Origin of the sequence: Candidatus Leptofilum sp. (assembly GCF_965223525.1) — a bacterium.
In the GTDB taxonomy this organism is placed as follows: Bacteria; Chloroflexota; Anaerolineae; order Promineifilales; family Promineifilaceae; genus Leptofilum.
Genome location: NZ_CBDCWX010000005.1, coordinates 2,667,583 through 2,682,365, shown reverse-complemented (window position 1 = coordinate 2,682,365; position 14,783 = coordinate 2,667,583). Strand labels below are relative to the sequence as shown.

Below are 14,783 nucleotides of genomic sequence, written 5' to 3'. Positions count from 1 at the left end.
CAGTCTGATCTAGCTCCCGATCTAGTCGGTTGACCTGCTCTGTAATTGCTTTTTCTACGCGGGGGCGCAGTTCATCCCATTGATCGTCGAGTGCTTCAAGCTTGTCTTCTAACTGGCCAGAGTGAACGTATCCTCGGTCTCGAAGTGCTTCCAGGTCAAAAGGCAGACTGGTGAGTTTGTTATCAATGTCGCCAACGGCCGTATAAATATCCTCTAACTGCGCTTGTGATTCCAGCCGCTCAAATTTGTCCTGAATGCGGTCAATTTTGGAGGCCAATTCGGCAGAAACGGCTGCTGCGGCACCTGTGCGGGCTGCAGCACGTTTTACCGGGCGGCGTGCGGGCGGTTTGGGCATGGGTCGCTTGTTGATGGCTGCTTTGCGTGCATTGGCTCTGGCAGACGGCCGTACCCGCCGCTTCCGGGCCGTCCTGTTCATTTTTTCACCTAATGAACTGCGCTTGCGGCGACCACCTGGTCGTTGTCTTTTTGGGTCTTTTGCCATGATTTGCCTCCGATAATAATTGGCCACAGAGAACATAGAGAGCCATGCTTTTTCTCTCTTCGCTCTGTGCTCTCTGTGGCAAAATTCAGTTAAGGAGTGGGTTCAGTGGTTTGGCCCACTTTTTGTTTTAGGTATGCTTCCATAAAATCATCCAAACGGCCGTCCAGCACCGCCTGGGCATTGCCAACCTCAAAATTGGTGCGGTGGTCTTTTACCATTTTGTAGGGATGCAGCACGTAGGAGCGAATTTGGCTGCCCCAACCTGCATCTACATCTTCGCCCTTTAGCGCGGCCATTTCTGCTTCCTGCTTGCGCTGCTCCAAATCAAAAAGCTGCGCCTTAAGGATTTTCATGGCCATCTCCCGATTTTGGGTGAGTGACCGCTGGTTTTGACAAGAGACGACAATGCCGGTGGGTATGTGGGTGATGCGAACGGCCGTTTCGTTCTTTTGCACATGTTGGCCACCTGCCCCACTCGCCTTGAACCGATCAATCCGCAAATCTTTCTCATCAATCTCAATCTCAATATCTTCGGCCACGTCGGGCCACACTTCTACTTTGGCAAAAGAGGTATGGCGGCGGCTGGAGGAGTCGTAAGGCGAGATGCGTACTAGGCGGTGTACACCCCGTTCCGATTGGAGACGGCCGTAGGCGTAACTACCCTTCACCGCCATCATCACACTCTTTAACCCAGCCTCGTCACCGGCACTTTCATCCACGATGTCTACCACCAATTCGTGCGAATCTGCCCAGCGCATAAACATTCTTTCCAGCATCTGCGCCCAATCTTGGGCTTCCGTGCCACCCGCCCCCGCATGAATAGCCAAAATGCAATCTTCATCATCATATTGGCCAGAAAAAAGGGTTTGAAATTCAAGTTCAGCAATTTGTGCTTCCAAACTCTCGACTTCGTTCGATAAATCGCCTAGAAGCTCATCGTCACCCAGTTCCACAAGCTCTGTTGCATCATTTAACTGCTGACTAAGCGTTTCCCACACGGTTACTTGATTCCGTAATTTGGTTAACTCACGCATTTTGGCTTGAGCGGCCGTAGAATCATCCCAAAAGCCCGGAGCGGCCGCTACCTCCTCCAATTGGGCAACTTTTAACGCTTTGGCAGGTACGTCAAAGCCGCCTCCGCAGCAAGTTCACCGTTTGTTGCAAGTTGGTTAATTTCTCAGCTAATTCATTCATACCAAACGTTTTCCTTCCATTATGCAGTCACAACGATCTCAAATCGATCCCAACAAAGAGATTAGAGATTGGAGACTGGCCGATTTCTAATCTCCAAACAACCCATCAATAAATTGATCCGGATCAAAGGGAGCCAAATCCTCAATACGCTCGCCCGTGCCAATGAAGCGCACCGGCAGCCCCAGCTCGCGGTAGATGGCAAACACCATACCGCCTTTGGCCGTGCTGTCCAACTTGGTGAGAATTACGCCTGTCACATGCACCGATTCTTTAAATTTTTGCGCCTGGATGAGTGCGTTTTGGCCGGTTGGGGCATCTAGCACCAGCAGCACCTCGTGCGGAGCAGCGTGGACGCTCTTTTTACATACGCCATACACTTTTTCCAGTTCGCGCATCAGATTGAACTTGGTGTGCAGACGGCCCGCCGTATCAATAAGTAAGGTGTCGTAGCCGCGGGCGCGGGCGGCGCGAATGCCGTCATATGCCACCGCGCCAGGGTCGCCGTTGGGCTGCCCGGCAATTACCGGCACATCAGCACGCTCGCCCCAAATTTTTAGCTGGTCAATGGCGGCGGCGCGGAAAGTATCTGCCGCGGCCAGGATGATTTTGCGCCCCTTATTTTGATAATGAGCAGATAATTTGCCAATGGTGGTTGTCTTGCCAGAGCCGTTGACCCCCACAATCATCACGATTGTTAATTGGCGTGGATTTTCCAGTTCAAATGGTGGCGGATCGGTTAGCACGCTACGCAGCTCTTGTTTGAGTGCTTCGGTGAGCTGTTCTGCTTTGTAGAGCCCCTCTTTTGTCACGCGCTCTTGCAGCGCTTCGACAACGGCCAGCGTGGTGGGCACGCCCACATCGGCTTGCACCAGCAATGCTTCTAAATCTTCCCAGGTTTCTTCGGTAATGTCGCCCGTACCAAGCACATTGGCAATCTGGCCAAAAACGGTGTTGCGGGTGCGGCTTAATGAATCTCGTATGCTTTTGAACAACTGTTATTCCTTTTTTGCGTTGTTAACCTTTGTAAGGATCTCTGTCAGTAAGGTAAGCGATTAATCTATTCCCGTTGGGATGTTCTGTTAACCAATGACGGATCGATTTTATTTTTTCATAATCTTCAAAACCAAACAGCTCCAAATACATATTTTCAAATCGCTGTTTCATCTCTTTACTACGTAATTTCTCTTGCCATGCCTCAGTAAAGAAAATATTGATTTGCTTATGAAGGTTTTGGGCTTGCAATGTTTGCCACTCGTTTCGGTCGAACCAGATCCCATTACAGCTACCGCATCGATCAAGGTGAAATTTGTGATTGGGCCAAATTTGGAATCTTCTTAAAAAACGGCCACAATCTGGACAAAAAATGGCCTGATTATTATCTGCTACCGGATAAGGCGTATCAAATTCGCGGGCAATATCAAGCTCAGAAATAGGGTAGCTGAAATCAGGTGACAACCATGACAAATATTCGTTTGACGAAACCCACAAGCCATGACACCCAGGGCAGCTAAATGCAGGCAAATTCGCTTCTAGTAATGTACGGTTTAACTCGGTTGAACAAAGAGGGCAACGCTTCATTTTTATAATCCTTTAGCATATAGCTTTGCGACTTTTTAGGATAAACGCATTGCTCTCTATACGTACAGACTTCAAAATTGGCGCGTCTAAAAATTTCTTTGTTCAATCAATTGGAAGCGAGTATAGCGACAGTTGGGAGGGCTGACAATTGAGGGGCTAGAGATCTAGCTCGACAATTTCTCCGTCGCTGGTGAGTTGCTCGATGCGGAGTACGGCCGTTTCCAACTGCACGTTACATTGCTGGGCGAGCTTTTGTCCTTTTTCAAACAAATCGAGGGAGGCTTCCAACGTTAAATCGCCAGATTCCAGTTCGGCAACGATTTTTTCCAGCTCGGCCAGGGCATCTTCAAACGATAATTTTTGGGCTTCTTCGCTCATTGTTTTCTCCATTTTTTTGCGGGTTTGGGCGAGAGGGCGAGGCGGTGCGTAGAACAGGCAATTTGCTTATCCTACAGTATTTTCCGCACCGCCTCGCCCCTATTCGTCTACCAGACACCTACCTCGGCTTGGGTACGGCCGTTTACAAATTCCTCAATACGCCGCCGGGTGCCACGAGAAACGTCTGCTGGCAGCTGCCGCAGCGGGAACTTTTGCACAGCGCTGATTTCGGCTTTGTCGGTTTGCCCCACAGTAAATGTTTTGCTGACAAATACAACAATATGGTCATTTTTGTATTCGCTGGCGTTGGTGTAAACGCTAAAAAGTTGTAAATCTTGCAGGTCTGCACCTAATTCTTCTTCTGCTTCGCGGCGAACGGCCGTTTCCAACATCTCATTCCGCTTTACCCCACCGCCCGGCAAAAACCAGCCGGGCTGGTAGCTGTGCTGCACCAGCCAAATGGCGTCATCCTCGATGAGCATCAGCTTCACACCTAGCGTAAGCGGCTTGAAAATACGCCAGTAGCAACGAGCCAGCAGGTAAAGTATGCGCCATTTCAGCTTCACTCCGCCACCTTTGGCATAAAAAAGCGGAACATAAAGTTACACGAAGAAGACACACAGAGGCGCAGAGAAATCATGGCAACTGCTCTGCGTTGAGGGCGTTGGGTGGTGGTTGGCCTGCAAGACCGGCGAGCAAATTAGTTACGGCCGTTTCCACCATTTTTTGCCGTGTTTCCCCAGTGGCGCTGCCCAGATGGGGCGCAACAACCAGTCGCTCATGATATTCGGCCAGCCCTGGTGCCATTTTGGGCTCTGCCTCAAACACGTCCAATGCCGCGCCCCAAATGATGCCCTCGCGCAGTGCCACCAGCAGATCATCTTCCTTGATGACGGGGCCACGAGCGGTGTTGATGAGGCAGGCAGTCGGCTTCATCTGTCGGAAGGTTTCTAGCGTGAACAGATGGTGCGTTTCTGGCGTAAGCGGCACATTGATGCTGACAAAATCGCTTTGGCGCAGCAGCTCAGGTAAGGTGGCTTTTTGTGCGCTGAGTTCTTGTTCAACGGCCGTTTTCACCCCATTGGCCGTATACAAAACCTTCATCCCAAACCCTAATGCACCGCGCCGGGCAACGGCCGCACCAATGCGCCCCATCCCCACAACGCCCAACGTTTTGCCATACACGTCTAATCCCAAAAGCGGTGGGAACATCTCAAACTTTTCATAGCTCCCCGCCCGCATAAACGCATCTGCCTCCGGCACGCGGCGGGCGATGGCTAGCAGGAGGGCAAAGGCATGGTCGGCGGTGGTCTCGGTAAGTACGTCGGGCGTGTTGCTGACCAAAATGCCGCGCTTGCTGGCCACCCCCACGTCAATGTTATCGTAGCCGACGGCGACGTTGGCGATCATTTTTAAATGTGGAGCGGCATCAAGAACGGCCGTATCCACCTTATCCGTCAGCAAACAAACCAAACCTTCGGTGTAGCGAACGGCCGTTTGCAGTTCAGCAAGCGTCATTGGCTCGGTTTCGTCACGATAAGTCACCTCATGCCCGGCCTCGCGCAGCTTTTGCACGCCCGCCTCGCCAATGTGCTGGGTAATGAGAATTTTGGCCATTTAATTCTCTCATATATTGCGAATTGCGTAAATTTACGCAATACGCAATTCGCACTAACTATTTCATCCATCTTGACCCACATGGTCTACGGTGACGCCAAACTGGCCATCCCGAACCTGCACGGTGAGCGGGTCGCCACTTTTCACAGCGGTGGGGGTTCGAACGATACGGCCGTCCCCGTCCCGCACAATGGCATAGCCCCGCTCCAAAGTGGCTGTGGGGCTAACGGCCGTTAACCGGGTTTGCAGTAAATTTAGGCGATGGCGCGATTGGTCCAGCCGCTGCTGCATTGCCCGCTCCAGCCGGGCTTGCCAGCCATCCAGTCGCTGCCGATTGCCCGCAATACCCACCTGCGGACTCAAATGATTGAGCGACCGCCTGAGCGTTTGCACCTGCCAACGATAGTGGCCGGTGCGCTCCAAAATCATATTTTTCATCTGCTGCTGAATGGTGGTGAAGTACGGCCGTAGCTCACTCACATCTGGCACCGCCAACTCTGCCGCCGCCGAGGGCGTGGGGGCACGTAAATCGGCCACAAAATCGGCAATGGTGAAATCCACCTCATGCCCTACCCCGCTGACGACGGGATGCTGCGCGGCAAAAATAGCCCGCGCCACCCCTTCGTCGTTGAACGCCCACAAATCCTCCATCGAGCCGCCGCCCCGCGCTACGATGATTGTGTCAATATCGTGACGGCCGTCTAGCCAGCGCAGCGCCCGCACAATTTGGAGTGGCGCATCGGCTCCCTGCACCAGCGTGGGGGCAATAAGCACAGAAACCAGCGGGTAGCGGCGGCGCAGCACGTTGATGATGTCGCGCAAAGCGGCCGCATCTGCCGAGGTGACAATGCCAATTTTGCGCGGAAATCGGGGAACCGGTTTCTTTAATTCGGCATCAAACAGCCCTTCATCGGCCAATCGTGCCTTGAGTTCCTCAAAAGCAGCGGCCAAATCCCCCTGACCCAGCGGCGACATTTTTTCGGCGTAGAGCTGGTACACGCCATTGGCCTCGTAGACGGAGATACGGCCGTTTACCACCACCGCATCCCCATCCTTTGGCACAAACCGCAGCCGCTCCGCCGCGCTGCGCCACATCACGCATTTCAGCTGCGCTTTGGTGTCCTTCAACGTAAAGTATAAATGCCCTGACCGAGCGCGGCTGAAGTTGGAAATCTCACCGCTCACTTCCAAATCTTGCAAGCGGTAATCAATCTCAAACAGTTCGCGGATGTATTGGGTTAGCTCAGAAACAGTCCAGGATTCTGAGGCAAAGTTATCGCTGCGTAAAAATGCCATTATTTTGCCACGGATTGCGCGGATTTTCGGGTTCCGCTAAAGACTTTTGAAGTTTTCGCTATCGTTGACACTTGAGACATGGAAACTTCAAAAGTCTATTTTTCATTTTGGGCGCGCCATTCGTGGTATTCTGGCACATCTTCGCCCACCGACCAAAAGAAGAAGTAAGCGCCCATCGGTCCCATAAACTTGAACTTTTTGCAAAACTGCTTCTCGCGCTTAGCATACGGCTGGCCGTCCATCGTACGCAAATAGTTGTGGAAGGAGCCATGCTCGGCAATAAGTTCCTGGCAGATATGGGCGTTGGCGATGGTGGCTTCAATTTTACGGCCGTTACGCACAATTCCCTTGTCCTCTACCAGTCGCTCCACATCTTCAGGGGTAAATGCTGCTACTTGATCCACATCAAACTGGGCAAACGCGTTCTGAAAGCCAGGCCACTTGTTGCGAATTACCTTCCAGCTAAAACCAGCCTGAAACACGGCTTGGGTAATCTTCTCAAAATAGCCGGCATCATTTTCAGGCACGGCACGGGGCGGAATTTCATATTGTGGTTCAGACACAAGCACCTCCATATTTTAGTTTCTTACTGCGCGGAAAGAATCCTCAGTTACCAAAGGTCAAATAGAACATTCGCTCTAATTGTAAAACGCTCCTTCTGAAGGTGCAACCACATCTTGTCAGCAGTTCCGGCTCCATGCTACAATCGCAGGTAATTCTGAAGAATTACTCACTTGGAGGTGAAGAACTGGAAAGTTTAGAATTAGCACATTTGCTAGTGGACACAATTGTAGACAAAAAGGGGAGCAACATCACGTTGCTAGATTTACGGGAACAGGCGATTTTCGCCGACTATTTCCTCATTTGTAATGGGGAAAATGATCGCCAATTGAGAGCAATGGCCAACAGCGTTGCCCAAGATGCCAAACAAAAAGCGAAAGCGTTAACCAATACCATTGAAGGCTCGCCAGAATCGGGCTGGGTTTTGGTTGATTTTGGCGATCTGTTGGTTCATCTTTTTTCCCCTGACATGCGCCATTACTATGACTTGGAAGGCTTATGGGACGAAGCCCACGTTGTGATGCGAATGCAATAAGTTCTACTAGAGAAGCCAAAAGCCCGACCTGTATATAGCGCGGTCGGGCTTTTTTGATCGGCTACTCAGTATAAGCCTGAATGAAGCGTCGCCTCGGCATCAGGCACTAAATCGTCGTGAATTATTACTCGCAAATCCAGCTTTCGGTGGCGCGGCTCCAGCTAACCAGTTCGCCTGGCTGGAAGAAGAGGCTGGCCTCTTTGATGCCATTCTCCGGACTATCTGAGCCGTGAACCAAGTTACGGCCGATTTCCATGCCAAAGTCACCGCGAATGCTGCCGGGAGCAGCTTCTACGGGCTTGGTCGCACCGATGGTGGCACGGGCCGCAGCCACGGCATCGTTACCTTCCCACACCATTGCCAACACAGGGCCAGAAGTAATGTAAGAGACAAGATCGTTGAAGAACGGCCGTTCTCTATGCACCGCGTAATGCTGATTAGCCAATGCTTCATCCATTTGAATAAATTTCATGCCGATGAGCTTAAGACCACGCCGCTCAAACCGAGCCACAATTTCACCCATCAGACCACGCTGCACGCCGTCTGGTTTTACCAAAATTAATGTACGTTCCATCTTCATTGCTCCATTTTTTGAATTTTGACGCAAAAAAAGGCAGCTTGCTCAAGCTTCGCTGCCTTTTCAAATTTGTAACTTACTTGCCTACGATGGCTCAATTGTCACCCAAACAAGCCAAAATCGCAAACCAAAATCTACATCTGGTACGGCTTTTCAGTAGTCCAGCGCCATCAAAAAACGGACGCGGACGCGCACAGAAAATGCGGAAAACCAATGATTTATCCGCGTTTTCCGCGTACCATTGGCTTATAATACGGACTTTTGAAAAACCCTGCTACATCTGGTTAAGTGCCGAACGGTAAGCGGCCAACGCTTTTTGCAACTGACCATTTCGCATGTAGGCATCACCCAAAACCTGGAAGAGTGCTGGCGCCTGCGGATGGGCATCAGCCGCTTGCTCCAATTCAGCAATAATGGCCATCATACCGGAGCCTTCAGCCACCAACGTTTTATATTCCGTAACGGCTTCATCAATACGGCCGTCAGCCAGCGCTTCCTGAGCCACACCCAACTTCGCTTCATCCACGCTGTAGGCACCAGAAGATGGCTCAATGACAGGCTCGAACAGTTCATCCTCCAGCAATGGGTCAGTATCCGTTGGCGTAGAGCGCAAGGGCCCTGTATCCGGTAGCTGAATCTCTTCCTCCGGCTCAATCGTAGCGGCCTCTGCCTCAGCCGATAGCCATGAATCCATATCAACATCTGGCAACGTTCGCAACCAATCCGTTTCACCAACAACGGGACGCTCATCGCTGCTGTCCAGCCAGTCTGGCAATTCCGAATCAACATCCTCATCTGCCAAATCGCCTGTGTCAACCGAAACATCAGCAATTTCTTCGGCGGCTGGCGCCTCTGCTACGGCCTCGTCTGGCTCAGCATCTAGCTCTGCTAAATCTTGCTCCATCCAATCGGGCATTTCTGGCTCATCAAGCAAATCTGCCTCATCAGTGACGGATGGCAATTCCTCTAAATCTGCCCCCTGACGCGCTGCCAACTGCTCTAACCACGCCATGGCCTCATCCGGATCGTCTGGCACTTCGGCGATGATGTCATCTGTCGGTTCTGCCTCTGCATCGGGCGTATCCGATTCTAGCAAGTCAGTCGCCGGCTCGACACTCGCTTCCGGTTCTGATGCCTGTGGCGCATCGTCGGTGACAAATACGGCATCGTCGCTGGGCTTGATTGGCGGCGGTTCCATTTCCACATCCATCGCCAAATCGTCACTTAGCATTTGCTCCAACCACGCCTCAGGGTCATCTTCCATGTCGCCGAGGTCAAGCGTGGCTTCTTCCGCGTCTTCTGCATGAGCAATCTGCGGCTCAGCGATAGTCTCTGGCTCCTCAACGACTTCTTCAAGCGCTTCGATCTCTTCTGGACTCGGCGCAGCTTCGGCCGTTTCTGCTGGCGGGGCATCATCGGTAACAAACACGGCATCTTCGCTGGGCTTGATTGGCGGCGGTTCCATTTCTACATCCATCGCCAAATCGCCACTGAGCATTTGCTCCAGCCACGCTTCGGGATCGTCTTCCATAGTTGGGGCCGCCTCTGCAAGCGATTCTGGTTCTGGAGCAGCTTCAACTATTTCTGTTTCCTCTTGAGGCGCATCGTCGGTAACAAATACGGCATCTTCGCTGGGCTTAATGGGCGGCGGCTCCATCTCGATATCCAGGGCATCATCACCACTTACAAGCTGATCTAGCCAGGCAACCGCCGCATCGGGATCATCAGGCATCCCTTCCAACGGCACATCATCTAGCAAGGAATCGGCCGTTTCTGGCTCGACAATATCAACATCTTCTGGTTCAGCCTCAACCACAGTATCGGTCACAAACACAGCATCTTCGCTGGGCTTGATTGGCGGCGGCTCTATCTCAACATCTAGCGCGGTATCGTCACTGAGCAGGTCTTCCAACCACGCTTCGGGATCATCAGCCATCCGAGACAGATCATCATCTTCCAAAACTGGGTCAGAATCGGCAGCATCTTCTACGGGCTCATCAACTATCGGGGCGGCCGTTTCCGGCGCAGATTCGCTCTGCTCTATCCAATCTAGCGCGGCATGTAGCTCTTCATCTGAAAGCATGATGGGGAACACGCCTGTTTCAGGCACAGCAATTCCCTCATCTTTCACCTGCTGCTCCAATCGCTCTAAAGCAAGCGTCAATTCATCTGGCTCTGGCGCCAGCACCACGGTCTCTGGCGTTTCTTTGTCCACGGTCAGCTCAGGCAGGTCGTGCGGTTCTGGCGGGGTGACGATGGTGGGTGGTGCTTCGTCTGGTAGCGTCGCCTCTGGCTCTTCCTCTAGTTCATCAAGCCAGGCCAACGCCTCTTCCAAATCGGCTTCCGCCTCGTCCAGACCATCATCTGCTTTTAAAGCATCCGTAACGCCCGCGACGCCTGTCGTTGGGGGCACTTCTTCTGGCTCTGTGACCTCTTCTACCAATTCAGCTTCTACATCTGGCAATTCCTGGGCAACCGTCTCGGTTTCTTCTTCGTCTGCGTCTACAATGGTGTCTAACCAGCCAATGTCATCAGCATCAACTTCATCGTCGGTCACCAGTTCGTCTAGCCAGCTCGCATCGTCGGCTTCTTCTTGGGCTGTGGCCTCAATTGGGTCGGGGATGGTTTCGGCTTCGTCCACGGCCGTTTCCATCTCATCAGTCACGTCATCAAATAAATCACCCAACATATTGTCGTCGTCAACGGCCGTTTCCGGCAGTCGGTCGGTAGCCAATTCATCCAGCCACGACATTTCGCTGTCGTCCTCCCACCCTGCCAGCGGGTCGTCTTCGTCTGCGGATTCGTCAAGGGGAACGGCCGTCTCATCCGCATCCAAGGGTATTTCATCTATCACCCTGGTTTCTGCCAACAGTGCTGGATCAACAGCCTCCTCTTCGCTCTCTGTTACGTCACCTGTCAGGTCATCCAGCCAATCTGTGCCGCCTGTAAATTCTTCATCCTCAACAGGCGCTTCCATCTGCAGGGCTTCGCTGGTATCCAGCTCTTCATCGAGCATGTTTTCAGCTACACTGGGCAGTTCACCCACTGGGTCTTCTTGCTGCGCTGCCAACTCTTCTAACCAGGACATAGCATCATCCCAATCTTCTGGCGTGCTGTCTTGTTCTACCACGACTTCTGGCTCGTCCAGCGCTGGGGACTCCTCTTGTATATCTTCTGGCAGCATCTCTTCTGGTTCATCGGGCAGGGTCAACCAATCCAGGCCAGTTTCTTCGGCCATATCCACCGAATCTTCCTGTTCTTGCAGCGCACCGGTATCGGCTTCTAGCTGTGTTAACCAGGTCGTGTCTTCGGCAGAAATGGGGGCTGCCTCGTCAGGTTCTGGCGCGTCTGGCTCCGTTTCCATATCTGTTAAAATCTCGGTGAGCGATGGCTCGACAGGCTCATCCAGCTCCGGCAGTTCTGGTCGTGAATCAACGACATCTTCAGCATATTCAATGCCAGCCAGCAGCTCTGTCAGGCCAAGTTCGTCGGTTGCCAGCTTGCCCGGTTCAGCGTCTGTGGGGTCAGAAACGGCCGTTTCTGATAAACCAGTTTCGTCTAACGCATCATCTTCATCGGGCCATAAATTGGCCAACATGCCGGTCAATCCCAATTCTGCTTCAGCTTCTTCCGCGCCTGCCAATGTGTCTGGCTCGGCTGCTTCATCGGTTCCTTCGGTAAGATCGGCTAGCCAATCATCGTCACCATCGGTTGCGGCGGTTAATTCACCCAACCAATCATCGTCGGCTTCATCAGAAACGGCCGTGGGCGCAGCCTCGTCCTCTCCTACTTCTATTTCAGACAGCATAGCTGTGAGACTTACTTCTTCATCCGCCAGCTCGCCCAAGCCCACAAAATCGTCATCCTGTGCCGGACTATCGGCTACGTCGTCGGCCAAGAAGCCGCTCAGGTCATCGTCATCTGCTGCGGCCGATTCTTCTAGCCCCATTTCACCCAATAGCTCTGTCAGGCTACCGTCTCCATCTTCATCTGACCAGTCAGAAAATAGCGAATCCATATCATCTAAGGGAACTGCTTCGTCAGATACGTCCATTTCTGAAAGCAATCCGGTTAAACCAATTTCTTCTATTTCTTCACTTTTGTCTAAAATATCGTCATCCAGGTCAGACAGTTCTACAGGGTCTTGCAGCCAGTCGGGTATATCGGCTGATTCTGAATCCCATTCATCAACCACTTCTACGTCTGCTTTTTCACCCACTTCATCCAGCCAACTGGGCATCCCTTCGGTGGCAATTGGAGGCTCAAGCGGTACATCTGCCTCTGCTTGGTCTTCGTCGGTTAAATCTGCTAACCAATCGAGCGCATCTTGCTCATCATTCTGAGCGCCCGTTTCCGAAGGTTCTACTTCCGGTTCGTCTGCCTGTGGCTTTTCCTGGGGATCATTTTCACTACTCATTGCGGTCTCCGCTTCTTCTGAATGGTCTAAACTCTCAGTGTGCAGCCAATCTGGAATCTCCTCAATTTCGGCTCCTTCCATATCGGGAATCAAGAGGTTGGGAAACTCTTCTTCTTCGGATTTCGTCGCTTCAAGGATGGTTTCTAAATCGGCAGAGGCCGATTCCAGCCAATCTTCATCGTCACTCAAGGAGGCTAACTCATCGGTTGTAGCATCTAGCTGAATGTCTTCTGCTTTGTGTTCCCCTTCATCACCATCCCAACTGATTTCTTCTTCAATGGTGCCTTCTGTTAGAGCAGCCAACCAATCATCGGCCTCGCCTAGACTGTCTGTGTCAGTCAGGTCTGGCATTTCAGGAAGGTCACTTTGTTCATTGGGGTCAAGAACGGCCGTTGGCCCAACAGCATCCTCAACAGGTAGCTCGGCTGAGTCTTCGCTGCTAATTTCGTCGAGCCAATCCAGCGACTCTTCCACCGTCTCCGGTGAAGCATCCTGAGATTCAACTGGGTCTTGAGGTGTATCTGTACCTTCACTTGCCGAATCTTCATTGACTGTTTCAGCTTCAGGGGCTTCTTCTGGCTCAACCAACCACTCCAACGCTTCTTCGGGATTTAGCTCTACAGCATCCACAGATTCGCCTGCCATTTCAGACAGCCAAAACGGGGTTTTGGGCTCTTGCACAATATTGGGATCGCTTTCTAGTTGATCCCAATCCATTAAACTTTCATCCATCAGGTTGGTTGCGTCAATCTGGATGCCCGATTTTCCTTCCGGTTCTGAGCTTTCTTCACTCTCAACATCAGCAAGATCTTTGAGCCAGTCGTGGTCGCTCTCTACGGCCGTATCCTCCGTAGTTGGCGCACCTGTAGAATCTGCTAGCTCAGCAAAAAGCTCATCAGAAAATTCGCCATCGGCCGTGAACCAATCGGAATCATCCTGTGTAGCCTCTGTCGCCTCGTCACCTGGCTCAGAGTCCATCTCCAACGGCTGGAAGCCAGACTCATCTTCTTCGTTCACTTCACCGCGGAGGTCAGCCAGCCAATCTGCATTGAGTTCACTAGTTGATAAATTCAGCGCGTCTTTGGCATTGGTCTGGGAGAACCAGTCGGTTTCGCTTGTCTTTTGTTCGGAAGCGGCCGTTTCATCTTCATCTGCGGCACCAATATCTGCCAGCCAATCATAGCTGTGCATGCCACTTTCTGGTTCTAAAACAATATCATCTACGTGGTCACTGGCATCCGCCGCATCGTCAAATGTCACTTCGCCTACCCAATCATCAGTGGGTTCAGCAGGTTTGTCTGGAACAACCGTGCCCGTCTCCAAAAATTCTAGTGACGCCTCTTCGGGCAAAGGAAAAGCACCTTCTGAGGCAAAGGCACGGCCAGCAATAGACTCTTTTTGCAGTGATTTTTGGGTTTGCCAAGTCAATCCATGCAGGCGTTTTAAATATTTTTGCGCTTCGGGAATGCGCCCTGTTTGCAGCCAAATTTCAGCCAGAATCGCATTCAAAACAATGCAATTTGGCAGCTCTTCCAAAACCTTTAGGCATACTTCTTCTGCATCAATGCGTTGGTCATCGCGCCACAATGCTTCTGCCAAAAGCACCTGCAAATCCATTCGTTCAGGTTCATCTGCCAAAATGCGTCGCAGTTCCGAGATGGCTTGCTGGTAAAGCTCCCCCTGCATGTAGAGCCGAGCCAATGCGCCCCGTGTGAGGGGAATAACGCCGGGGCGCGTTTCAGTTTCTACCGCATAAAGCTGGCGCAGTTCACCCTGAATGGCCACATTGTATGGTTGAATCTCAAACGCCCGCTCTAGATGCCACAGAGCCTGATCGTACTGGCTCTCCTCCTGATAAACGATGGAAAGGCCGACATGGCTAATAAAATCATTGGGATCAGCACCTAAAATGCGTAGAAACAGGTCGGCGGCGGCATCATAATCTTGCTTTTCCAACAATGCCTTACCCATCACCCGGTAGGTGTCTATATGGCGGGGGTAATGGTGCAAAATATGGCGACAATGTTCAATTGCTTCAACCAGACGACTGGCATCAACTAGGGTTTCAACCTGTTCTACATATTCGTGTAAAAGAATTGAAGTCACGTTTTTGCCTCAAATTCACAGC

General features: G+C 51.8%; 12 protein-coding genes. 1 reads left to right on the top strand and 11 read right to left on the bottom strand.

Annotated elements, in window-relative coordinates:
• The 9 genes from ACOQPM_RS17230 to ACOQPM_RS17190 all read right to left on the bottom strand — a co-directional run.
• The coding region (locus tag ACOQPM_RS17230; protein ID WP_420630511.1) for a hypothetical protein at window positions 1-502 on the bottom strand (502 nt) is incomplete at its 3' end.
• An 89-nt stretch (window positions 503-591) separates the two neighbouring features.
• Window positions 592-1,696, bottom strand: a protein-coding gene (gene prfB, locus ACOQPM_RS17225; protein WP_420630510.1) for a peptide chain release factor 2 whose coding sequence is annotated in 2 segments (ribosomal slippage) — window positions 592-1,629 and window positions 1,631-1,696 — 1,104 coding nt in all. Because the reading frame shifts where the segments join, the coding sequence is not laid out codon by codon here.
• Between the two features lie 86 nt (window positions 1,697-1,782).
• Window positions 1,783-2,688 carry a signal recognition particle-docking protein FtsY gene (gene ftsY, locus ACOQPM_RS17220; protein WP_420630509.1) on the bottom strand — a complete coding sequence of 302 codons (906 nt, stop codon included), beginning with the start codon at window positions 2,686-2,688 and terminating at the stop codon, window positions 1,783-1,785.
• 22 nt (window positions 2,689-2,710) lie between these two features.
• Entirely contained in the window at window positions 2,711-3,274 is a 564-nt protein-coding gene (locus ACOQPM_RS17215) for a zf-TFIIB domain-containing protein (protein WP_420630508.1), read from the bottom strand.
• A 156-nt stretch (window positions 3,275-3,430) separates the two neighbouring features.
• Complete coding sequence (locus ACOQPM_RS17210) at window positions 3,431-3,652, bottom strand: exodeoxyribonuclease VII small subunit (RefSeq protein ID WP_420630507.1); 222 nt, start codon at window positions 3,650-3,652, stop codon at window positions 3,431-3,433.
• Window positions 3,653-3,759: 107 nt separating this feature from the next.
• On the bottom strand, window positions 3,760-4,218 hold the full coding sequence (locus tag ACOQPM_RS17205) for an NUDIX domain-containing protein (protein WP_420630506.1): 459 nt from the start codon (window positions 4,216-4,218) through the stop codon (window positions 3,760-3,762).
• Window positions 4,219-4,288: 70 nt separating this feature from the next.
• Window positions 4,289-5,269, bottom strand: a complete 981-nt coding sequence (locus ACOQPM_RS17200) for a 2-hydroxyacid dehydrogenase (protein ID WP_420630505.1) — start codon at window positions 5,267-5,269, stop codon at window positions 4,289-4,291.
• A 63-nt stretch (window positions 5,270-5,332) separates the two neighbouring features.
• Window positions 5,333-6,565 carry an exodeoxyribonuclease VII large subunit gene (gene xseA / locus ACOQPM_RS17195; RefSeq protein ID WP_420630504.1) on the bottom strand — a complete coding sequence of 411 codons (1,233 nt, stop codon included), beginning with the start codon at window positions 6,563-6,565 and terminating at the stop codon, window positions 5,333-5,335.
• Between the two features lie 95 nt (window positions 6,566-6,660).
• A complete protein-coding gene (locus ACOQPM_RS17190) occupies window positions 6,661-7,128 on the bottom strand; it encodes a DNA-3-methyladenine glycosylase I (protein WP_420630503.1) in 468 nt (155 codons plus the stop codon).
• Window positions 7,129-7,262: 134 nt separating this feature from the next.
• Here ACOQPM_RS17190 and rsfS point away from each other — a divergent pair, with 134 nt between their 5' ends.
• Window positions 7,263-7,661 (top strand): ribosome silencing factor, encoded by a 399-nt coding sequence (gene rsfS, locus ACOQPM_RS17185; protein WP_420630502.1) that lies wholly within the window; start codon window positions 7,263-7,265, stop codon window positions 7,659-7,661.
• A gap of 124 nt (window positions 7,662-7,785) precedes the next feature.
• On the opposite strand, the gene ndk is transcribed toward rsfS, so the two are convergent.
• Together ndk and ACOQPM_RS17175 are read right to left on the bottom strand one after the other, a co-directional pair.
• Window positions 7,786-8,235, bottom strand: a complete 450-nt coding sequence (ndk, locus tag ACOQPM_RS17180; protein WP_420630501.1) for a nucleoside-diphosphate kinase — start codon at window positions 8,233-8,235, stop codon at window positions 7,786-7,788.
• A 277-nt stretch (window positions 8,236-8,512) separates the two neighbouring features.
• Window positions 8,513-14,761: a tetratricopeptide repeat protein gene (locus ACOQPM_RS17175; protein ID WP_420630500.1), complete on the bottom strand. Its 6,249-nt coding sequence runs from the start codon at window positions 14,759-14,761 to the stop codon at window positions 8,513-8,515.
• Window positions 14,762-14,783: the final 22 nt, after the last annotated feature.